Genomic DNA, 23003 nt, shown 5'->3' on the forward strand with positions numbered 1-23003 from the left:
CAAGACAACCGGCAGCACTGCCTGCCTTTGGGGAACCCAGATGTATCAAGCAAGCATTGAATCGGCCCCATCCCCCCGGGTGGCTTGTGAAAGGCCGCATGCTGCCCACTCTACTGAATCCGCCCTGGAATCGAGAGCGATTCTCGATACCAGCGATGGGTCCTTCCTGGGCACTTCGGACGCGGGTAATCAGACGCGCATTTCCTGGGTAGATAGCGGCTCGGGAAACTACTGAATGTCTGAAAACTATGGCGATGTGCTGCAGCAGCTGCAGTCTGCCGGCCTGCTGGTCACCGAACTGGACACCACCGGGCGCATGGTCCGGTGCCGCGTCGAAGGTTCACGCGAGCGCCGGGGCTGGTACGCGCTCCACGAACTGAACACCTCGGCCGGCGAAGTGCTGGTCGTCGGCACCTACGGCGTCTGGCACGGCAACGAAAACGGCGCGACCAAGGTCGATCTGCGTAAGCGCGACAAGACCTTCTCCGATGAACAGCGCGAAGCGCTGCGCAACCGCCTGGCCGAGGATCGTCGCAAGGCGGAGTCCGCCCGGCAGACCCAAGCGAAGCGTGCGGCCGAGCGGGCGTCGTCCGCCTGGGCCAACGCGAATGCAGTCGGCGATGCTGACTACCTGGTCAGCAAGGGCGTGCAGGGCTTCGGCCTGCGCTATGGCACCACGGGTGCCGCACTTGTCCCGCTGCTGGACGTCAACGGCCAAGTGCATGGCCTGCAGGTACTGCGCAGCGCCAAGCTGGCGGCCGCAGGGCGCAAGCCGGCCAAGGAATACTGGCCGGCAGGCATGGTCAAGAAGGGTCACTTCCACCTGATCGGCGGAAGCCCGCAGTGGATCTTGCTGGTGGCCGAGGGCTATGCCACTGCGGCCACGCTGCACATGGCGACGGGGTACCCGGTTGCCGTGGCTTTCGATGCTGGCAACATGCTGGCCGTCGCATCGGCCTTGGCGAAGCGCTATCGCAGCATCAAGATGCTGCTGTGCGCCGACGACGACGTACTGCAGAAGTGCAGGCACTGCAGGAGTCGCCTGGTGCTGGCCGACCATCCGCAGTTCTGCCCATCGTGCGCGCAGCCGCATGGCGCGTCGAATGCCGGCCTGCTCGGTGCAGAGGCCGCTGCGCTAGACGTGGGCGGCGCGGTGCTGCACCCGGTCTTCGCCGACGAGACGGCCAGGCGTGATCGCTTCATCGACAACGGCCGTAAGGTCAGCGACTTCAACGATCTGCACGCACAAGAGGGCCTGCATGTCGTGCGGGCGCAGGTCGAAGCCCGTCTCACGGAGCTTTCATGGCGGGTGCCTGCAGAAAAACGCGCGCCTTCCATCACCAACGACGGGGGCGAGGGGAATGATCGCTTGGCCCCCATCCATTCGCTAACCGAGCTGCTCGAGCGCTTCGCGCTTGTCTATGGGCAAGGCGGCACGGTGTTCGACCACAAAGAACACATGCTGGTTGCCCTGGGCGACATGCGCGATGCCTGCGCGCGTAAGGAACTGCATCGGGCATGGATGGAGCACTCGGATCGGTCCATCGTACGTGTGCGGGAAGTGGACTTTGACCCGTCGTGCGAGAAACCTGGGGTGACCTGCAATCTCTTCGCCGGGTGGCCGACCGTACCGCAGGAGGGCAACTGCGATCGGCTGTTGCAGCTGCTCTGGCACATGTGCGGAAACGAGGCCAACCAGAAGGCGCTGTACGACTGGGTGGTCAAGTGGCTTGCGTACCCGCTGCAGCATCCTGGCGCCAAGATGAAATCGACCATCGTCATTCATGGTCCGCAGGGTACCGGTAAGAACATGTTCTTCGATGAGTACATGAAGCTCTACGGTGACTACGGTCGCGTGCTTGACCAGGCGGCGCTGGAAGACAAGTTCAATGACTGGGCAAGCCGTAAGCTGTTCCTGCTGGCCGATGAGGTGGTTGCACGCACCGAGGTGTACCACCTCAAGAACAAACTCAAGGCGCTGATCACTGGCGACCGCATCCGCATCAACCCGAAGAACATCCAGGCCTACGAGGAGGACAACCACGCGAACCTGGTGTTCCTCTCCAACGAGGCGATGCCTGTCGTGCTGGAGGAGGATGACCGGCGCCACGCAGTGATCTGGACGCCGGACAAGCTCAGTCAAGAGTTCTACGCCGAGGTGCTGGCCGAAATCCGCAATGGCGCCACGGCTGCGCTGCACCACTACTTGTTGCAGGTGGATCTGACCGGCTTCACCAATGGCACCAACCCGCCGATGACCCAGGCGAAAGAGGAGCTGATTGGCCTGAGCCAGGATAGCCCGCAGCGATTCCTGGACGAGCTCTACGGCGATGACATCCCGGGGTTAAAGCCCATGCCAGCGCTGTCGAAAGAGTGGTACGAGGTCTACAAGGCCTGGTGCGCGCGTGAGGGCTTGCCGCGCCCGGCACCTTCGCCAAAGTTCATCAATGCGCTGGTGCGCAAGCGCCAGATCATCCACCCGGACAGAGCGCGGAAGCGCTACCAGATCGAGCAGAGCGTGAACGGGCCTCACGGCTTCCTGATGCTCGGCAACTGCACCGTGCCAGACGGCAAGACAGAGGCGGCATGGCTGGGTGATCAGGTCGTGTCGTTCCGTCGCATGTTCTCCGACTACAAGGGGCGCGCGTGATCCCTATGGCCATCAATGTGCGGTGTGTGCGGGATGTGCGGGCAGATGTGCGGGCACTGAATTGCTGTGAATCGCTTGCAGCAGTATGCGCGTGCGGGACGTGCGGGCATCGGCCTACATGGGCGTGCGCGGGCGCGAACGGGTATCCAACTGCCACATCAGGATGCGCCTCGCGTGCGTATGTAGGTGGCCGCACATCCCGCACACGCCGCACACGCCTTGTGTCACAGCAATCTGGCGTTCGTCGTGTCCCGCACACGCCGCCGCACAGCCCGCACATGCTCGTGCGCGCGCAATTTTCCGTTTTAGCGGTCTTCGAAGGAAATGGAGTAGGGGGTAGCAATGGCTGAGGATGACGTGACGATCACTGGGAAAGAGCTGGCCTCCCTGATCGGCTGCAAGCCGTCCTACGTGGTCGAGCTCAGGAAGAAGGGAAGGGTGGTGGTGGGTGCTGGCGGGAAGGGATTCCTGAAGAACGCCTCCCTGGAGCTCTACGCTCGCACCGCTGATCCGGTCTATGCCGGCGTAGCCCAGCGCCACGCAGATGAGCGTGGCAGCTCGCTGGTGGGGAGCATGGAGGGTGCAAATGCCCTCGACGCCGACATCGACGACGATGAAGAGGACGGTGACGACGACGATGCCAGGCCACCGCGCCCCGGCCGCCCACAAACACCGGATTCCGCGCGCAAGGCCAAGGCGCTGGCTGACAAGGCCGAGACCGACGCGCACATGGCCCACATCGCGCTGCAGAAGGAGCTGGGGCTGCTGCTGCCCCGCGCAGACGTGGAGGCTTTCCTCGCTGAGCATGCAACGACGTTCCGGGGTGCGATGGAACGTCTGGCCGACACGCTGGCGCCACAGCTCGCGGCAACGCTGGATGAGGCCGGTTGCCGGCGCCTGGTCTGGGATGAGGTGAGCCATGCCTTGGAGGAGCTGAGCCAGGGCTTCCGAACGCTGGCGGCCAAGGCGGCGGAGGCTGCGGAATGATGGAGGCACAGAGCTGCCTGGCGTCGGTGCTGGCGCGCTCGCTGCAGCCGCGGCGGCCGATGAGCGTGTCTCAGTGGTGCGATGAGCACATGCGGTTGTCCACCAAGAGCGGCAGCAAGCCTGGCCGGTGGGTGACGGATCGGAATCCGCCGCTGCGGGAGCCGATGGACAACATGTCCGCCCGCAGCCCGGTACATGACCAGGTCTGCATGTTCCCGATCCAGTTCGGCAAGAGCCAGCTGGCGACTAATGCCATGGCCTACTGGATGGACTATGCGCCAGGCCCGATGATGTACGCGCTACCGGGTGAGGTGTCCATGAACAAGTGGATCGCCCAGAAACTCAACCCGATGATCGAGGTGTGCGCAGCGGTCAAGAAGGCACTGACCAGCACTGCCAGCCGCGACAGCGCCAACCAGCGCACGTTCAAGGACTTCGCAGGCGGCCAGCTGTTCGTGGAGCACATGGGTAGCCCGCAGCGCCTGAAGTCATCGACGGTGAAGTACCTGCAGGTGGATGAGATCGATGAGGCGCCGCAGCAGCTCTCCACGGGCGACGATCCTGTGAAGATGCTGGACGGCCGCACGTCGTCCTTCCCGACGACCTACAAGCGGCAGTACATCAGCACGCCTGGCATCGCCGGGCTCAGCCGCATTGCCAAGCTGTACGACAAGAGCGATCAGCGCCGGTATCACGTGCCGTGCCCCCACTGCGGCCATTTTCAGGCGCTGCAGTGGAGTGGCCTGGTGTGGTCGCCCGACAAGAGCCACGCATGGTATGCGTGCTGCGAGTGCGGCGTCGCCATCGAGGAACACTTCAAGACCGAGATGATCGCCAACGGGCGCTGGGTCCCGGCCAATCCTGACTCGCCCATTCGCGGCTACACCATCAACTGCCTCTACTACCAGTTCGGCCTGGGGCCGCGCTGGTTGGACCTGGTGAAGGAATGGCTGGAGGCGCAGGGCGATCCAGCTTCCCTAAAGACCTTCGTCAATGATCGCCTGGCCGAGACGTGGGAAGACCCTGCAATGCGGGCAGTGAAGCACAACGTCATCAAAGATCGTGCCGAGCCCTATGCGCTTCGCTCGGCTCCGCAAGGTGTGCTGGCTATCACCGTAGGTGTCGATACGCAGGACAACCGTCTTGCTGTTCACGTCGTCGGCTGGGGACGGGGTATGACCGCATGGACGTTGGACTATGTGGAGCTGCAGGGCGATCCAGCCGAGGAAGCGGTGTGGGTAGCCCTGACGGATTTGCTCAACCGCGCAATCGAGCGCGAAGATGGCGCGCTGCTCCGGCCGATGGCAGTGGCCATCGACGCTGGTGGCCACCGCACCGAGGCCGTCAAGAACTACGTCCGTCAGCGGCGCATCACCCGACCAATGTGCATCTTTGGTGCTGTACCCAACAACGCTCCCGTGCTGTCCAAGGGCAAGCTGGCTGACGTCACCTGGAAGGGCAAGACTGACAAGCGCGGCATCACCATCAACCACGTGGGTACCGTTGCGGCCAAGCACTACCTCTACAGCCGCCTCTCGGCTGATGCAGAGCGCAAGCCCGAGAATCGGATGGTCCACCTCAGCGACCAGTTGCCGGAAGAGTTCTTCCCGGGCCTGGTGTCTGAGGTCTACAACCCTGTGAAGAATCGCTTTGAGAAGAAAGTGACTAGAAATGAGCCTTTGGACACATGGGTCTATGCCTACGCTGCGACCCATCACCCAGAGGTTCGAATCAACCGCTTCACGCGTGCGGATTGGGATTTGCTGGAACAGAGGCTCGCCGGCCCTTCTAGCGTGAACGTTCCACGCGAAACGCCCCCCGAAGTGACTGACGACGCCGCGCGTGCCGATTCCCGTGAAACATCGAGCTTGCCTCGCCGGCAACGTCCCGCGCAGCCTCGCAGCACGGGGAGGCAGTGGTGAGCAGGAACACGGTCCGAAACAAGGTACGAATCAGTGAGCTGACGGAGGAGCTCGCGGTCGGCGCCGCGCTGCGCCTGCGATGTGACAGCGACGATATACGCAGCGTAGTGGAGGCCGTGGTGGCCTACCTTGTCGAGGAGTACCCAGCACAAGACCTGTACATCCCTGCCAGCATGCAGATCAGTGCCTACCCTGTGGATGAGATCCGAAAAGGGATGCAGGAACAGGAGTCTGTACGGTCGCTGTGCAGGAGGTTCAGGATTGACAGACGGACGCTGTACCGCTTGCTTGATGAGCCTTGCGCCAATGAGTAGGGGGTGCGGGTGAGTTCCCCGAGACTCACCCGCACTTGATCAGGAAACTGGCATCCATGATTTCGCGGATGCCTCACTGATGAGCTGGACCAAAGACGATGTGCAGAGGCTGAAGGCCGCCATCGCCAGCGGTCAGTTGTCCGTTCGGCATGGTGATCGTCAGATCACGTATCAGTCCGTCGAAGCCATGTTGACGGCATTGGACCGCATGGAAGCTGAGGTTGCCGTCACGACGGCTGGCCGACGGAAGTCGGCCACACGCCGCTACCGCTTCACGACGCTGAGGGGCTTCTGACATGGCGGCCTCGCTGCTGGACAGGGTCATCGGCGCCATTTCTCCGCAGGCAGCCCTGAAGCGTCACCGCGCCAGGGCAACGCTGGATGCGGTGCGTGCCTACGAGGGCGCCTCGCGCACTGACGGTTGGCGTGTTCGTAGGGCGGGGGCCAGCGCGAACACCGATCACCTGGCAGACGCCCGCGAGCTGCGCAACCGCGCTCGGGCGCTGGTGCAGAACGTTCCGTACTGCGCGCGGTCCCTCCAGGTGCTGGTGAGCGCAACGATCGGGACCGGCATTACTCCCAAGGCCGAAGGCCCAAACGCTTCCGCGCTGGACATCCTGTGGGGCCGCTGGGCTGATGTGGCGGACGCTGATGGAAAGTCGGACATCTACGGCCTCATGGCTACCGCGTATCGCGCGATGGAGCAGGACGGTGAGGTCATGATTCGCCGCCGCACCAGGCGTCAGTCGGACGGTCTGGCAGTCCCGCTGCAGCTTCAGGTACTGGAGATCGACTGGCTGGACGGGAACAAGAACGGGTCTGCGTCGGGCGGTGGTCAGATCATCAACGGCATTGAGTACGACGCGATCGGTCGGATTCGCGGCTACTGGTTGTTCGGAGCGCATCCCGGTGAGGCTGTGCGTGGCTCTGTACGCTTGAGCAGTTCGTTGGTGCCGGCATCCGACATCATCCACCTCTACAACCCCGTCCGCCCCGGGCAGGGACGCGGCATTACGCGCTTCGCCCCGGTGATCGCGCGAGTGCGCGACCTGATGCTGTACGAAGACGCCGAGCTGGCGCGGAAGAATCTGGAAGCGCGGCTTGGTGTGATCGTTAGTGGCGACATCGACTCGATGTCCAACGCGGACGATGACGGCCCTTCGCAGCTCGGCTCAGATCGCGACCAGGTCACCGACCTTGGGCCACTGCCCAGCGGTGGCGTCACCCACATCACTGGTGCAACAGCCTTCCAGACTGTCGAGCCAAAGCCGGCAGGGGGCTACGTCGAATATTGCAAGTTTAACGCGCACATCATTACTGCCGGCATCGGTGTCCCGTACGAGTCGGCCACCGGTGATATGCGTGAGGTGAACTTCTCCAGTGCCCGCATCCGGCAGATGGAGTTCCGTCGTGATTGCGAGCAGATGCAGTGGCTGGTGCTAGTCCCGCAGATGTGTAAGCCAATCTGGCGCTGGTTTGACGAAGCAGCTGCGCTTGGCGGTGGGGTGCGTTCCACGGGAAGCACTGCCGACTGGAGCACGCCCCGCTGGGACTACGTCAACCCCAAGCAGGACATCGAGTCGGAAATCGCAGCGATGGGCGCCGGTCTCAACTCACCCAGTGAAGCGCTGCGTCGGCGTGGCTACGACCCGGATGCGGTCTATGTCGAGATGGGCAAGGACTTCAAGCGGATGAAAGAGACCGGCGCCCTCGGTCTGATGACTTTCCTTCAATCCAGTGGCGCCCGGACCGGCCTGGTCGACGCCTCAACAACCAACGAGGAATGACCATGCCCCAGCCAATCCAGGCTTTGACGCAGGACGGTACGACACGCCTCATGCCCCCGCAGTTGCGTGAGGCCGAGTTGCAGCCGACCAGCTTCGATAGCGAGGCACGCACGATCGAACTCCAGTGGACCGCCGGTACCCGGGTGCGCCGCTATGACTGGTGGAACGACACGTACTACTGGGAGGAGCTGGTCGTTGATGAGGCTGCCTGCAACATGGAACGTCTGTCGTCTGGCGCTGCACCGGTCCTGGACAGCCATAACACCTGGGGCATCGGCTCACAGATGGGAGTGGTTGATCGCGCCTGGCTCTCCAATGGTGCAGGCCACGCCCTTATCCGTCTCTCCGGTCGCGAGGAGTTGGCCGGCGTAATCGCCGATATCGGTGCAGGAATCATTCGCAATATCTCGGTTGGTTACACCGTGCAGCGCTATGAGATCGAGCGCGCGGTCAACCCCGGTGATTTGCCGATCTACCGCGCAGTGGAGTGGACGCCGAGCGAGATCAGCTTCGTCACTGTGCCGGCCGACCCGGCAGCAGGTACCCGCAGCAATCAAACCGCACAGGGGACCCCCTGTGTATTCACCCGTAGCGCATCGTCGCAGGAGCACACCATGCCTCAGCCCGCCGCCCGCGCCGCCGAATCGGCGGTCCAGCAGGAACCCATCAACAACACCCCGGCTCCGGTAGCGCCGGCCGCAGCTCAGGCTCCGGAAGGTGACACGCGCGCAGCCGACATCGTGGAGCTGGCAACCCGCCACGGCCAGAGCGAGCATGCAGCTGGCTGGATTCGCGCTGGTCACTCGGTCGACCACGTGCGTGGCCTGATCTTGACCACGTTGGAGCAGCGCGACGCTGCTGCTGGCGGCAACATCAACCGCATCAGCGTCACCGAGGACGAGCAGGATCTGCAGCGCTCCGCTGTGACGCACGCGCTGCTGCACCGAGCCCAGGTTATCGATCCCGCAACCAAGCGGATCTTCGCGCTCACCGGTGACAATCCAGTGCGCGGCCTGACCCTGATGGACCTGGCTCGTCGTAGCCTGGAGCACTGCGGTGTACGCACCGATGGCATGGCGAAACTGGAGCTGGTCGGCCGCGCGTTCACGCAGAGCGGTAGTGACTTCCCGGTGCTGCTCGAAAGCACGATGCACAAGGCGCTGCAGGCGGCCTACGCGGTTGCGCCGGACACCTGGTCCCGCTGGTGCGTCACCGGCACCGTCAGTGATTTCCGCGAGCATTCGCGCTATCGCGTGGGCAGCATTGGCAACCTGGACAAGCTGACCGAGTCTGGCGAGTTCAAGAACAAGAAGATCCCGGACGGCGAGAAAGCAACGATCACCGCTGGCACTAAGGGCAACACCATCAACCTGACGCGTCAGGCGATCATCAACGACGACCTGGGTGCGTTCCTCGGCTTGGCGACCGCCTTCGGTCGGGCCGCAAAGCGGACCATTGAGGCCGACGCGTATGCGTTCCTCGCCAGCAATCCGAAGCTCGATTCCAACAAGACGCTGTTCCACGCCGACCACGGCAACATCCTGGCGGCAGCAGTGCCGAGCGTCGCCTCGGTCGACGCGATGCGCGTCCAACTGGCCCAGCAGAAGGACGTGGGCGGGAATGATGTGCTGGATCTGTCGCCGGCACTCTGGCTCGGTCCGACCAGGTACGGCAGTGCCGCGCGTGTCACCAACAAGGCCGAGTACGACCCTGACGCTGAGGGGAAGCTCCAGCGCCCGAACGCGGTGCAGGGTCTCTTCCGCGACATCGTCGACACCGCGCGCATCAAGGACGACAAGTGGTACCTGTTCGCCGATCCGAACGACTGCCCGGCCATCGAGGTCGCATTCCTCGATGGGATCACCGAGCCCTTCCTGGACTACGAGGAAGGATTCACCGTCGACGGTGTGCGCTGGAAGGCTCGCCTCGACTTCGGCATCGCTGCCCTCGACTATCGCGGCGTGCAGCGCTGCGGCTGATCCCCAACTGGAGCACTGAGACATGGCACAGAACTTCGTATCCGATGGGGACGTGATCCCCTGGACCAACACCACCGAACAGCAGGTTGCATCGGGTCAGGCGGTTGTCGTCGGTCATCAGCTGGGGGTTGCCCTGGTCAACATCGCGGTCGGTGCAACCGGTAGCGTGGCCCTGGGCGGCGTGTTCACGTTGCCGAAGGTGCAGACGGCAGTCTTCGAACAGGGTGAAAAACTCTTGTGGAGCGCAAGCGCCAAGGCATTCGACGGAAGCGCTGCGACAGCTGCTTCCGGCGACATCACTGGTGCGGCGTTTGCCTGGGCTGCCGGCTCCGCCGGTCAGGCGACGGCCGAGGTGCGGCTCTCGCCGGGCAACGCCACAAAGGCGTAACCGAACAGACCGGCACCGCTCAGAAATGCCAAGGAGGCGAGAGCGGTGCCGGTTCTTCCACAGCGACAACGGGGAATCGCATGGTCACCACCAGCACGCCGCGCGGCGTACGCAACAACAATCCTGGCAACATCGACCGTACCAGCACGCCGTGGCAAGGTGAGGATCGTTCCGTCGCCGCTATCGCCCGCGAGCAGCGCTTCTGCGTGTTCCTGACTCCGCAGGCCGGGTTCCGTGCTTTGGGGAAGACCCTTCTGACCTACCAGCGCAAGCACGGCCTGCGCACGGTGAAGGAGATCATCGGTCGCTGGGCCCCCCCTGTGGAGAACGACACCGGTGCCTACGTCCAGCAGGTTGCCACTGCAGTAGGTGTGTCGCCGTCCGAAGTCATTCGCCTGGACAATCCGGTGACATTGGGGCGCCTCGCGACCGCCATCGCAAAGCATGAGAACGGTGGCATGTACTGGAACAATGACGTGGTTGCGGCAGGCATCGCCGAGGCGCTCAAGTGATCGGGGGAGTCGAAGGAAACGGCGCTCCTTGGTGGCTGGCTGCCAGCGCAGTCGCGCTGTGGCTGCTCAGGGAGACGTGGGGCGCCATTCTGGCGCGCCGGAAAGAGCGCACCGAAACCGATGCCAATGTGGATCTGCTCAACGGGCTCGTTGAGCGGGTGAAGTCCCTGGAGACCTCCCAGGCGGAGGTGGTGAAGCAGTACAACGAGGAGGTTCGCTTGCGCATGAAGGCGCAGGAGGACGCTCATCGGTTGAGGCTTCGCGTCATCTCGCTGGAGTCAGCTCTGAAGCAGTTGGGAGTAGTCGTCCCGCCTGTCGAGGAGCCTGTGTCATGAATCGGGTGATTCTGGCGCTGCTGCTTGGCTTGAGTGCCCTGGTCATCTGGCAAAGGGGTTCGGTTGCCCAAGCGCACCGAGCTGCCGATATCGCCTCGGCTGCCCGAGACAAAGCTCGTGATGAGCTTGACGCCGCTGCGGCAGCACTGGCTGATGCAAACGCTGTGCTGGCGCTGGAGCGTGCAAGTGCTCAAGCAGCCAATCGCCTGGCTGCCACATACGAAAAGGAAAAGGACGATGCACAGAAAGACTCTGATCGCCTTGTCGCTGACCTCCGCGCTGGCAATCAGCGCTTGCACCAGCGCTGGCAAGCGGTCGTCGCCACCGCCGAGCTGTCCGCAGCCGCCGCTGCCGCCAGCCAGCCTGATGGTCGAGCCGACGACCGAATTGAGAGTGCGGGCAGAGCTATTGGCGCCGCAGCCCAGTGCGACGCACAGGTGAGGGCGCTGCAGGCATACGCGCTGCTCTGCACGGGAGGTTCAAAGTGAGCGAAGTCGAGTTCCTGCGGGATCTGGATGCTTCCCTGCATGCAGCTTTCGCCGTTGCCGGCATGGCATCGATTGGTACGCATACAGCGAAGAAGGACGGTGCGGTGACGGCAAACGTCCGCGTCTACATCGCCCGTGACGTTGAGACCATCGGAGAGCTTCGTCAGTTCGTTGCCGGGCGGGTCGAGATCGCTTACCTGCGTGCTGACGTTGAGCCAGAGCAGGGCGACCGCCTGGAAGTGGGAGTAGCAGGGAGCGGGCTTGGCGTGGAGGTGTTCGTGAACAGCAAGAAGCTCAGCGACGACGGCTCCCGCAGCCGGTGGCTGGTGAACCGTGGTTGACCTGGCCGAGCCGCTGTCCTGGCAGCTGGTCGAGTTCCTGCGCGGCCGCGTGGAGCTGATCCGGGAGAGTGCTGGCTTCCGCACCGACATCGGCACCGGCTTGATCGTCGTTGACGACAGCGAAGTTGATGAAGACTTCGAGGGCCCGGCCACATTGATCTCTGTCAGGCAACTGTCGCGAAGTGGTGGGGGAAGCGCGCAGGTTACCTCGGATGCCGCGATCACCATCGAGTTCGAAGTCCCGCGTACCAGCAACCTCGCGAATCCGCGGCTGCTAGTGCACCGTGCCAGGCACGACTTGATCCGCGCGCTTACGTTCAACGTGAAGACGCTGCCCAAGGGCATTACCAGTTTCGATCTGCTTGAAACCCAGATGGCATCCCTGGAAGACGACGCAGGGCATTCCGCTGTCGTCGCTCAGATCACCGCGCGGGCTGGTCTGACCGAGACCTTTGAGCCCGTCCCCAACCCGTAGGAGAAGCACCACCATGGCACAGCCCAAGGTCCGTAAATTCGCAGGCGATCTGCGCTTCTGGGAGCACGGCGCGAACGGCGCCAGGATTCCCGTCATCCCCGAGCCCACTGACAAGTTCGGCAATCAGCCCCTGGAGCAGTCGTCGTTGACGTTCAGCTATGAAGCTGGCGACTCGGTGGAGATCAAGAGCAAGCGCCGTGATGCGCGCTATCAGCAGATCATCCACAAGGATTCCAACCCCGGCGTCACCAGCGTTTCGATCACCGCGTTGGAAGTGCCGCCGGCCATCCTGGCCCGCATGTTGTACGGCACGTTGGTGGCCACCCAGGTTGCGGCCGGCACCGCCGCCGACGTTTCCGTGGCCGTGGGTAGCGTGGACACGCCGGTGAAGCTGCCGCACAACTTCCTTCTGGCCGACACCGAGCCGACTTTCAAGAAGGGGGCCATCGACCTGGTCAAGGGCACCGATTACACCCTCGATCCGGCGCACGGCCTGCTGATTCCGAAGTTCGGCGGCCAGTTGCAAGCGGGCGATACCGTTGTGGCGAACTACAAGTACGACGCGTACCTGGAAACCGCCATCAGCGGCGGCACCACGCCGAGCAAATCCTTCCAGATCCTGGGCGACATGCAGGACCGCATCAGCGGTGACGAGGGTCTGCTGACCATCCCGAACGTCGACCTGACCGTGGACGGTGACGTGGACTGGTTCAGTGATGAGCCAATCCAGGTGACCCTGACCGGCCCGGTGATCTTCCAGGCCGGCGAGATCGACCTGTACACCTTCAAGATCGCGGCGCTGGCAGCCGGCTGATCGCCGGGTTGACTTCAGCATGAGGAGGGCGCCAGTACGGCGCCCTCCGGATTCGAACCAGGAAGGGTGCCATGGCGTCCAATCGCAACAACAACCTGCTCAAGTTTTTCGTCAGCGGGCGCCGTGCGAAGGGCCTCCATGGCTTGACCAATCTTGCTGGCGACGTTCTCAACCGCTACGACCTGTCAGTGCAAAGGGCCTTCATCGGCCTGCAGCGACGGGCAGGCCCTGCGACCACGCAAGAGGTGCGGGGGTCCTACAACATCCGCGCGGCCGCGCTGAGGGGGAAGTACCGCGTGGAGACCGGTGAGCGCGGCTACTCGACGGGCAAGCGCGGTAGGGATGACTTCCTTTCGATCTGGGCGAGCACCCGGCAAATCTCGCTTCTCGAATTCGGTGGCCGTTGGGCTGGCAGGCGATCGGTCGGCGCAACGGCCAGCATCGGTCTCGGCGAGACCAGAACTTATGACGGAGCGTTCATCGCCACAATCAAGGGCCGAAGGGCCATTCGAGTGCGAAGTTGGGACCGTGCGACCCAAAGGCGGGCGGGGCGAGGCCCTGTTCGGATTCTTCGGGGCCCAAGCCCCTTCGAGATGCTCTCAGGCGCTGACGGCAACAGCCGGGCTCTCGCAGCGCGCAGACGCTTGATCGAACGTTTTCATACCACGTACCTGACTGAGTTGCGCCGCCAGTGGCGCGTCAATGGAAAGAGCAATGGCTGACCGGCTGGAAGAAGCAATCAGGGTTGTCATTGAAACCCAGGGGCGCGAAGGTGTGGATGACCTGCGCTCGGCATTTGGCGAGCTGGGTGATGTCTCGGTCGAGACGGCGGGAAAGACTTCTAAGCTGCTCGATTCTCTGACGGGCTTGACCTCAGCGGCGGCAAAGGCCGACGCATTCGAGGCGATGCTGGACCAGTTGGGCGAGCTGGAGCGGGAGTTCAACGCCAACCAGCGGGCGGCGCTTGAGCTGAGCCTCAGCATCGGTGAGATGGAGAAGCCGTCGCGCGAGGTGTTGGCGTCACAGCGCGATCTGCGCAAGGAAGGGGAGCGCCTGAAGAGGGCGCTGAACGAGCAGTGGGCCGAAGTTAGCAAGGCAGATTCGGAGTTGGCGGCGCTGGGGGTCAGTACAGCCGACCTGGCCGGCAGCCAGCAGCGCCTGCGGTCTGAGGCAGCGCGGACCACAGCGGCGCTGAGCGCGCAGGCAAAGGCAGTCAGCGATGAGGCGACCGCCAACCGCCGTCGCACGCAGCAACTCGCGGAAGGCGACGCCGCGATGCGCAAGCAAGCGGAGACGACTCGCGCAGCGCAGAGGGCTCTGGCGGAGTACCGCGAGCGTGCTGACGATGCTGCTGCTGGGAGCGCAAACCTGGCCGGTGCGACCGAAGGCGCGGCAGGCTGGCTGGGTAAGCTGAAGGGCCTTGCCGCCGGCGCGATCGCGTTCGTCGGCTTGAACCGAGTGGTTGACGGCATCAAGTCGATCATCAAGGAAGGAAGTGACGCGGAGCAGGAGGTCAACCAGCTCGATGCCGCCATCCAGGCAGCTGGTCGTAGCAGTGAGTTCACTGCTGAAAAGCTGCTTCAGCTTGGTAAGCAACTGCAGACTGGCCTTTTCGACGGAGGGCAGGTCAACAGCGCGATGGTGCGCATGTTGTCCTATACCAACATCGTCGGCGATCAGTTCCCCGCCGCGATGCAGATCACCATTGACCAGGCACAACGTCTTGGCTTGTCACTGGAGTCGTCGGCGGAGATCGTAGGCAAGGCGCTGCAGACGCCATCGAAGGCGATGGAGAGTCTTAGCAAGCAAGGCTTCACCCTGTCCGACAGCCAGAAGGAGTTGATCAAGAACCTCGAGGCAACCGGTCGCGTTGCAGAGGCGCAAACCATCATTCTCGACCTTCTCACCGAGTCCTACGGTGGCGCAGCGGCGGCAGCCAAGGTCGGAACGATCGCGGGCCTCTGGAAGGAGGCCACCGATCGCTTCAAGGACTGGAAGCAGGAGGTCGCGGACCAGGGCGTGCTTGCCTACTTCAAGGATCAGCTGACGACACTTCTGGCGACGCTGGATCGTTTGGCGCAGGATGGGAGCCTTACCCGCTGGGCCAAGCAGACCTCGCAGGCCATTATCGGGATGGCGGAGGTGGTCAAGGGGGCTACGCGATGGGTGGCTGACCATGCGCGTGTAATTGGCCTCATGGCTGCGGCCTACGCCCAGTTCAAGGTCGTAGGCGCGCTGCTTCAGCTGAACGCGTGGAGGGCGGCGTTGCTTGCGACCACGCGCGCGCAGCTGGCAAACAACGCTGCAGTTGCCGCCGGCAGTTCTGGCATCGGGCGCTTTGGGCTGTTGCTCAGGGGCCTACCGAAGGCGGTTCCTATCGCGGTATCGGTGCTGGGGCTGGAGGCCGCGATGGGTGGCCTTGGCGTGCTCAAGACTGTTGCTCAGGACATCTGGAAGCAGCACGATCCTGCCCTGAAGCGAGCCGGCGAGGCACAGCGTGCGTACATCAGCCAGGTTCGGGACTCCGCATTGGAGCTTCGCCGCCAGGCCGTCTCGTTCATTGAGTACCGCGACGTGGTGGTTAAGACCACTGAGGAAGTCGCTCGAATGGGGCAGGCTGAGCGGGAAGCCTATGCACAGCGCCTGGCAGGGCTTGAGCAGTACCTGACAGCCCAAGAGGGATTCCTGCTGATGCAGCAAAAGGCGGGCGTTGCTACGGCCGCTCAACTGCAGGAACTTGGCCTTGTGACGCAGCAGCTGCTGGCCGTGTCTACGGGGTACGCAGGACTCTCCAAGGCGGTGAACATCGCTGCGGATGCCATGAAGAGTGGTATCGGGGGCGCGGCACAGCTGGTGGTCGAACAGCTTCAGGGCGTGCAGAGCAATGCGCGCCTCGCCACCGATTCGATCAGCAAGATGATGGCGGGGCTCAATTTTGCTGACACGGGTAGCTTGGCCGCCGTTGGCACGGCGCTGGGGTATGTGGCGTCGCAGGGCGCTGCTGCGGAGCGCAATGTTCGGGATGGGCTCCTGGAATCACTGCGGAAGCTCTCCGGTGAGGAGTTGGCAAGGTTTCAGGCTGCATCCCAGGCGGCATTTGAGGCGCTGCCTCAAGGTGCTGCCAATGCAGCCGCAGTCCTGCAGACGACGTTGCTTGCCGCGATGGAGAAGCTGGGCGTCTCCGCATCCAGATTGGGTGTGCAGTTCACCGGAGCCGGCCGGGACGCGATCGCCGCGTTCGGTGCCGTAACCGAGAGCGCTGTTGCGACTGGTGTTCAGATCGAAGAGGCGTTCAAGGCAGCCCTTGGGAAGGTCGCTACGCTGGACGAGGCGAGGGCCTTGGGCGCCCTGCTAGAAGCAGCGGGAACGCAGGGCAAGATCGGGTTCGACGCGGCGGCGCGTTCTGCTGCGGCACTCAACGCCCGAATTCGTGACATCCAGGCATCGGTGAACCCTCTGGCCGATGAGTTCGCCCGCCTCGGCATTCAGTCGCAAGAATCCCTGAACAATGCCCGTGATTCTGCGAAGGCAGCGTTTGAGGCGATCCAACGGGGCGCTTCGCAGGGCAAGGCCAGCATTGAGGACGTCCGCCGAGCATTCGAGGCCTATGCGAGCACTGCTCGCGCAGCGGTGGCCGATAGTGATAGCTGGCGCCGGGGTCAGGTGGAGTCACAGCTCGAGGTGCAGGGGAAGATCCTTCAGACCGGGCAGCACCTGAAGGAGATGGGCGGAAGCGGAAAGTCTGCAATGCAGCAGGTCCAGGCCGGCGCACAGGAAGGTAAGCAGGCCGTGGGGCAGTTGGCTCAGGAAACGTCCCAAGCTGGCAATCAGATGGAGAACCTCGGCAATCGAGCGGAGAAGTCTGGACAGCAGATGGGCAGCGCTGGGAAGGCGGCCCAGAGCATGGCGTTCAGCATCGGCGAGGTTTCCGATGCAGCGCTCAAGGCGATGCGCAACCTGAGTGGTCCGAATCCGCTTCAACAGTTTGCGAATGCCCTGAATAAGGTCACCGCCCAGCGCAAGCAGTTGGCGGCGTACAAGAAAGAGCTTCAGGGATTGGCGGAGACCGAGGACGAGTTTGCCTCCTCCGCAAAGAGCCGATTGGAGTATCAGTACGACTTCCTCGGCAAACAGGAGGTTGCCGAGGTCGCGGCGCTGGAAGCCCAGGTGCAAAGAAAGCGTGCCGAGCAGGATCGTGCGGCCGCTGATGCGATGAAGGAGCGGCGCAGGGCCGCTCAGGCCGAGGCAGATGCGCAGGCGAAGCTCGATGCGGGGCGGATACAGGCAGGCGCCGACAAGGAACAAGTGCTGATCATCGACTGGAAAGTGCCCAGCAAAGAAGTGGTGGCCGGGGCGACCGCCCAAGAGCTCCAGCAGGCCCAGAGGATCGCGAACTTGGTGACGCCGATGGTGCTGACTGCTGTCCAGAAAAGCCGCTCGGTTTCGGTCAGGGGGCGGCGCTGATGACCCGCATTCTGCTCGCCGGGATTGAGCTGCCGGCCGATCTCCAGTGGACCGATGAGTTCACAGCATGGAGGGTGGGGCAGCAGGTTCGAAACAGCCTCAATGGGGCAATGATCGTGCAGGAGTCCGCGCGGCAGGCCGGTCGCCCCATCACGCTGCAGACAACCCGCGACGGCACTGCGTACGTCGGTGTGGTTGCCTTGCCCATCGTCCGCGCACTTCAGGCCAGTGAGAGCGAGGCGCGCCTGTCGCCTCTGGAGTTGGTCATGCCTGCCCATAACGGCGGCGATCGCACTTTCCAGGTTCGGTGGCGCCGTGTCGATGGGCCAGCTATCGAGGTCGAGCCCACTCGATTCGCTGTTCCCGCGCTGGATTCGGATCTTTTCTCAATCACTCTTCGCCTCATGACGGTGTAACTAATGCCCATTTCCGCAACCGACATCAAGCTCCGCCAGTCGCAGCGCCTCACAGACAATCCGGATGGTGGTGGCCGGATGATCCAGGCTGAAGTTCAGGACGGCGCCATGAACAATCTTTTCCCTGACATCGGCGATGAGGAGCGGACGACCGGTCGTGCCACGCTGCGCAAGATGTTCGTGCACGTGGACACTTCGAACGTTGATGTGCTGAAAGATGCTATCGGCGTCCTCATTGAGCCGCCGTCTGACCCGAAGGTGACGGTGAGCATGTTCGCAACGGGGTCCTACAGTGATGTGCGCTTGGACGCCAAGAACAGGGTTGAGAGCTACATCACCCGTGGAACCGAGTCGCGATTCATTCTGATGGGGAACCACTTCATCGGCCAGATGACGCTGCTGGTGTACACGACCGCAGATGCGCCAAGCCCTGACATCAATGACAACCTGTCGCTGTTGACGCCCGCCAGCTCGGGGCATGATGAGGGCGAGCAGTACGTGCGGGTAAAGTCGGTGCTCTCGCGCACGACCCGAACCTTCACGGACGATCAGGGTGCTTTCGAGCGGGACGTTCTGGTCATTGAGCTGGTGAATGCCCTGCTGCGGAATTTCTACGGTCAGGAAGTCGTCCGCTACACCGCAAGCAAGCCGGCCACCCGTGTCTACGAGACGAACGTGGTGGATGCCAACAGTTATCACAGCGTGAAGCGCCTTACTGCTGCCGGCAAGCCTGGCGATCTCTCCGTTCTGGTGGATACGCCGTACGTTCCGATCGTACCCACGTCTACCGCTGAAACCCCGGTGAGCGACGTGCTTGCCGGTCTGGGCATGATGAGTTTCGTTCCTTCCGGCGCGGCGGGAAGCCTGGCGCTCAACTTCGCGTCCAGCTTCCAGGCAGGCGTACCGGTCACCCGCTACCTGGGCACAGGAATGGCAGTCGGCAGCGTGAAGGTAGTTGCCGGGAGCGTGGAGCTGTCCGACGATGGTTCCGGATCGTTGACCTCGGTGGCGGTCACGCCCTGGGGCGGAACGGTCGACTATCAGGCTGGCGTGATATCCGTCACCCATGCTTCTGGTGCGAGCGCAACCTCCATCAGTGTCACGGCGACCCCGGCCGGCGCGATCCCCATGCAGGGCTTTACCGACGAGATCGCGGTGACGCAGAACAACCAGGGCATGGTGTGGCTGATCCAAGCCACGCCATTGCCCGCACCTGGAACGGTGATCGTCGACTACCGGGCACTCGGTCGCTGGATACGCCTGACCGACAATGGTCGCGGGCAGCTTGTTGGCAAGCCGGGGCAGGGTAGTGGCACGGTCAATTATTCGACTGGGTCCATCGTGCTCACTGCCGGTGCGTTGCCCGATCTGAAAAGCAGCATCATTGCCGCGTGGGGTACGCCTGTGATCGCTGAATCCCGTGTGGGGGATGCGGCCATCCAGCCGCCGGCATTGCACTTCGTTCTGGGCGAGGGCTCGGCTGTCCCGGGCACCGTCAGCATGACCCTGCGGATCGGTGGTGCAGACGTCGCGGTCACCGACAATGGGGTGGGCGGCATGCTGATCGGCGGTCAGGTGCGCGGGTCAATCGCGTACTCGACGGGTGAGGTATCGCTGCGGCCTGGCACCCTGCCGGATGCCGACAGTCGCCTGGCAATTACCTACGATTGGGGGCAGCCGCTACATGCTGCTCCGCAGCCGGTACCGGACGCGTCAGGCATCGTCTCCTTCACCTTGCCGCAGGGGCCGGTGCGCGCCGGCTCCGTTCTTCTCGATTGGTTGATCAGCGTTACCCGTGATCGGGACGACCTGACCTCTGCTCCTCAGCCGATGCGCGTTGTTGCCAAGGACGATGGGAACGGCAACATCGTGGCCGTGTCAGTGGGCGACACCGCATCCACGACGGTGCTCGGGTCCGTGAACTACAGCACCGGCGCGGTGTCCGTGCAGGCCGGAAAGTTCATGGTGCGCCAGGTTTCCTATCCGCAGTACGAGAACAGGTCCGGGCGGCTCAGAGTTGTAGGGTACGGCCGACTGGACGTGCTTTCACAGTTCTCGGCAGGCACGATCATGTCTGCGGCGTGGCTGCTTGCAGGGGAGAGTTCGCAGCAGGCGCAGGAATCATTGCCGCTGCCCGCCATGCAGCTGCAGCTGACACCGACTATCAGCGACAGTGTTGTGCCCGGCAGCGTGCGCTTTGGCTTCCGTGGCAGGACCTACATCGACCGGAGCGGTGGGCTGTACCACAGCATCGACCCACAGACTGGTGCCGGCGTCTACGCCGGCACTGTGGACTACACGTCGGGTATCGTGAACCTCACTCAGTGGCAGCCAGGTGGCGGCAACACCGTACAGGTGCTTTCGCTGCTGACCCGGATCGCCGACCCGGGCGTGGCGTTCTCTTTCTTCCGCGCGCCAGGCTCACCGCTTCGTCCGGGTATGTTCACTCTGCGTGCCAACCGACTGGACGGCGAACTGCTGACGGCGACAGCCGACATCAACGGTGACATCACCAGCGCCCAGATCCGCGGCCACGTGGATTGGGAAAGCGGCGTTGCGAAGGTGAAGTTCGGTCAGCTGGTGCCGGTCGCCGGTAATGAAGGCCAGCCGTGGTTTGATCCCGGCCAAGTGGAAGGCGACCAGGTCTGGCGCCCGGCTCTCGTACTAGCCGGCTCAATCTACATGGGGGCGGTGGTTTACCGGTCCATTCCGCTCTCCGAGGTGGTAATCGGCCTGTCGTCGGTCCGCTTGCCCAGTGATGGACGTGTGCCGGCATTCAAGCCCGGCCAAACGGTGCTGATTCATCACACCGCCAAGCACAGCGTCACGTCGCCGCAGGCGGGCCAGGTCGTGTCTTTCGGACGCACGCGAATCGCCGGTGTCGAGGTTAGGGACTCCAAGGGGGCTCCGGTCGACAGTGCTTGGTATGCAGTGGATCCCGCGTTGGGTCGGCTGACCTTCAGCGACCCTCTGAATCTGTCCGCCTACACCCTGCCCATCGTGATCAGCGAGCGTGTCGAGGATCGCCGGCTGGTAGTCCAGCCTCAGATCACAGGGGAAATCGAGATCAACAGTGGGCTGACGCATGATTTCCCGGCCGGGGAGGCCATGATCAGTGCTGCGCTACGACTTGGCGAGGCCAACGGATCACTGGATCTGCAGGCACGCACGGTGAACCTGTTCGACCAGGCGGCCTGGACTGGTGTGTGGAGCGACCTGCTTATCGGCAGCGCGGCACCTGGCACGTTCAACGACACCGACTACCCGCTGTTGGTCACCAACGCGGACGCCATTACCGAACGGTGGGCCATCCGCTTCAACAGTTCAACGACGTTTGAGGTGATGGGGGAGACAGTTGGCACCATCACGACAGGGGCGGTTACTTCTGACTGCGCGCCCATCAATCCACGCACGGGGCGTCCCTACTTCACCATTCCGCGCTCAGGTTGGGGCTCCGGGTGGTCGACCAACAATGTTGTTCGCTTTAACACAGTCGGCGGCTTGGCGCCGATCTGGATGGTGCGGACCACCCTCCCAGGTACGCCTGAAAGCGTCGTGGATTCGACTCGCTTCCAGGTCATTGGCAACGTCGCAGGAGTTCAAGCATGAGTCTCGTTCCAACTGTTTATCGAAGCACCGATGTGGGTGCCCCCCTGCTTTCCGGTGTGCCCGGCGCAATGCTTGCGCTGCTGGATGCCATCTTGGTCAATGGCTACGGCACCGGCGCCGGACGAAAGGATGGGCTCGGCTGGACAAAGGAGTTCGGGGCCGTCAACGTGCGTGTCTACCGCAACTCGCCTGTCTCGGGCACGGGCTACTACTTGAGGGTGGATGACACGGCTGCAAAGTCATGCTTGCTCCGTGGGTACTCGTCAATGAGCGACGTTAATACTGGCGAGGATGCCACGCCTTCGCTGGCGCTCAAGGCAAGCGGGTCGATGTGGGAGAAGGCGAACTCTGCCAGTAGTGCGATCCGTCATTGGATCGCGATCGGCACTGAGCGGTTCTTCTATCTCTTTGTGGATACGGCTGGCTACTACGGAACCCAGGGCATGGCTGGTGCGCACGGCCACTACGCCGGCGATATCGCATCGATGAAACCTGGCGACAGGCACCACTTTGTTGTGTCGTATAAGGGGAGCGACTCCGAGGGGAGCAGTTCGGTTGGATATGCGTTCAAAGCTCGCTCCTGGAATGACTTCGGCAATGCGGATACCCAGACGGCGGCCTTCATTGGTCGTTCTATGTCGGGCATGCCAGGGTCGGTTCGTTCGTTTGTCTCTGCTGCAGCCATAACTGCAAACGTGGCACTGGGTAACCAGTCCAACTATCCGTCTTATCCATACATCGGGAATGGAGGACTTCTCTACTCGACCGTGGATATCCTGGAGAACAACATGCAGCCGCGTGGATTTCTGCCGGGCATCTACGCTCCTATCCACCGCAGGCCATTCCCAGAATTGACCGTCGTGACCGACGTGGATGGACTGCCGGTCGGCACTCAGCTCCTAGCCAAGTGCGTAACGGTGGACAACATGAACGGGTTCAATGAAACCTATTCTGGACAGATTCTGATCGACATCACGAACGCGTGGGGGTGATGGTGGCAATTCCTGCTGCTAGATATGGTGCGAGGTCGGCGCGTGTCTCTTGGAGTGTTCCACGTGCAGCGATGCGTTTCGGGGCTCGGAGCTCAGCCGGCCAACTGTGGGCGGGCCCCGGCTACTTGGCCGGTGAGGCCCCCAAGACGAGCGACCCCGCTGAGCCGGATGGGCGGCTACGCATTCTGAACCAGCCTGCGCAGGGCCGCATCATGGTCTTTGAGCGGGGCGGCGGTGTCTGCGTGGCTTCAACAATGAGTCGCCCTGACGGAACGTGGAGAGTAGATCGTCTCCATCCGGCATTCCGTTTCACGGTGGTCGGATTCGATGACCTCGGTCGGCAGAATGCTGCAATCCAGGATTGGATTGCGCCGGCGGCGCGCGAGTAGCGAATGGACCAGCTGGGCAACAGGGTAGTGCTGAACCTGGGTCCGCCCGCTGCGGCGGGCGGTGCGCTGGTCGGGCTGAATCTTGGCGTCGACTGGTGGACGGAGGAGCCGCCGGAACCGGAGCGCGCCTACCTTCGGACG

General features: G+C 63.1%; 19 protein-coding genes. All 19 read left to right on the forward strand.

Translation table 11 applies throughout. The annotated features are described in order from the left end of the window. The first annotated feature begins 256 nt into the window (after positions 1-256). Positions 257-2650 (forward strand): DUF5906 domain-containing protein, encoded by a 2394-nt coding sequence (locus AC5P9N_RS17305; protein WP_495223857.1) that lies wholly within the window; start codon positions 257-259, stop codon positions 2648-2650. 342 nt (positions 2651-2992) lie between these two features. Continuing rightward, a complete protein-coding gene (locus AC5P9N_RS17310) occupies positions 2993-3637 on the forward strand; it encodes a hypothetical protein (RefSeq protein ID WP_495223858.1) in 645 nt (214 codons plus the stop codon). Beyond that, positions 3634-5559, forward strand: coding sequence for a phage terminase large subunit family protein (locus tag AC5P9N_RS17315; protein ID WP_495223859.1), 1926 nt, complete (start codon positions 3634-3636; stop codon positions 5557-5559). The genes AC5P9N_RS17310 and AC5P9N_RS17315 overlap by 4 nt, the downstream gene beginning before the upstream one ends. Further along, positions 5556-5873 (forward strand): helix-turn-helix domain-containing protein, encoded by a 318-nt coding sequence (locus AC5P9N_RS17320; RefSeq protein ID WP_199157845.1) that lies wholly within the window; start codon positions 5556-5558, stop codon positions 5871-5873. The genes AC5P9N_RS17315 and AC5P9N_RS17320 overlap by 4 nt, the downstream gene beginning before the upstream one ends. Before the next feature lie 79 nt (positions 5874-5952). After that, a complete protein-coding gene (locus tag AC5P9N_RS17325; RefSeq protein WP_053451656.1) occupies positions 5953-6168 on the forward strand; it encodes a phage head-tail joining protein in 216 nt (71 codons plus the stop codon). A 1-nt stretch (position 6169) separates the two neighbouring features. Continuing rightward, on the forward strand, positions 6170-7660 hold the full coding sequence (locus tag AC5P9N_RS17330; RefSeq protein ID WP_154348799.1) for a phage portal protein: 1491 nt from the start codon (positions 6170-6172) through the stop codon (positions 7658-7660). Positions 7661-7662: 2 nt separating this feature from the next. Further along, positions 7663-9639, forward strand: coding sequence for a prohead protease/major capsid protein fusion protein (locus AC5P9N_RS17335; protein WP_495223860.1), 1977 nt, complete (start codon positions 7663-7665; stop codon positions 9637-9639). A gap of 22 nt (positions 9640-9661) precedes the next feature. After that, on the forward strand, positions 9662-10027 hold the full coding sequence (locus AC5P9N_RS17340; protein ID WP_495223861.1) for a capsid cement protein: 366 nt from the start codon (positions 9662-9664) through the stop codon (positions 10025-10027). Positions 10028-10107: 80 nt separating this feature from the next. After that, positions 10108-10539, forward strand: coding sequence for a structural protein P5 (locus AC5P9N_RS17345; protein ID WP_169448233.1), 432 nt, complete (start codon positions 10108-10110; stop codon positions 10537-10539). Further along, complete coding sequence (locus AC5P9N_RS17350) at positions 10536-10874, forward strand: hypothetical protein (protein ID WP_169448234.1); 339 nt, start codon at positions 10536-10538, stop codon at positions 10872-10874. Before AC5P9N_RS17345 ends, AC5P9N_RS17350 begins: the two co-directional genes overlap by 4 nt. Further along, positions 10871-11362, forward strand: a complete 492-nt coding sequence (locus AC5P9N_RS17355) for a lysis system spanin subunit (protein WP_495223862.1) — start codon at positions 10871-10873, stop codon at positions 11360-11362. Before AC5P9N_RS17350 ends, AC5P9N_RS17355 begins: the two co-directional genes overlap by 4 nt. After that, on the forward strand, positions 11359-11703 hold the full coding sequence (locus AC5P9N_RS17360; protein WP_053451663.1) for a hypothetical protein: 345 nt from the start codon (positions 11359-11361) through the stop codon (positions 11701-11703). Before AC5P9N_RS17355 ends, AC5P9N_RS17360 begins: the two co-directional genes overlap by 4 nt. Next, entirely contained in the window at positions 11696-12178 is a 483-nt protein-coding gene (locus AC5P9N_RS17365) for a hypothetical protein (protein ID WP_053451664.1), read from the forward strand. The genes AC5P9N_RS17360 and AC5P9N_RS17365 overlap by 8 nt, the downstream gene beginning before the upstream one ends. Positions 12179-12191: 13 nt before the next feature. Beyond that, on the forward strand, positions 12192-12992 hold the full coding sequence (locus AC5P9N_RS17370) for a phage tail tube protein (RefSeq protein WP_495223863.1): 801 nt from the start codon (positions 12192-12194) through the stop codon (positions 12990-12992). Between the two features lie 71 nt (positions 12993-13063). Beyond that, on the forward strand, positions 13064-13714 hold the full coding sequence (locus AC5P9N_RS17375; RefSeq protein ID WP_169448236.1) for a hypothetical protein: 651 nt from the start codon (positions 13064-13066) through the stop codon (positions 13712-13714). Beyond that, positions 13707-17456 (forward strand): Laminin subunit alpha-2, encoded by a 3750-nt coding sequence (locus tag AC5P9N_RS17380; protein ID WP_495223864.1) that lies wholly within the window; start codon positions 13707-13709, stop codon positions 17454-17456. The genes AC5P9N_RS17375 and AC5P9N_RS17380 overlap by 8 nt, the downstream gene beginning before the upstream one ends. Continuing rightward, the gene (locus AC5P9N_RS17385) at positions 17456-17872 is read left to right on the forward strand and encodes a hypothetical protein (protein WP_053451668.1); all 417 of its coding nucleotides are present in this window, start codon (positions 17456-17458) and stop codon (positions 17870-17872) included. The genes AC5P9N_RS17380 and AC5P9N_RS17385 overlap by 1 nt, the downstream gene beginning before the upstream one ends. A 3-nt stretch (positions 17873-17875) precedes the next feature. Then, positions 17876-21481 carry a hypothetical protein gene (locus tag AC5P9N_RS17390; protein WP_495223865.1) on the forward strand — a complete coding sequence of 1202 codons (3606 nt, stop codon included), beginning with the start codon at positions 17876-17878 and terminating at the stop codon, positions 21479-21481. Then, positions 21478-22473 (forward strand): hypothetical protein, encoded by a 996-nt coding sequence (locus tag AC5P9N_RS17395; protein WP_495223866.1) that lies wholly within the window; start codon positions 21478-21480, stop codon positions 22471-22473. Before AC5P9N_RS17390 ends, AC5P9N_RS17395 begins: the two co-directional genes overlap by 4 nt. The last annotated feature ends 530 nt before the right edge of the window (positions 22474-23003 follow it).

It is taken from the genome of Stenotrophomonas sp. YJH_SMC_6, from assembly GCF_059371335.1.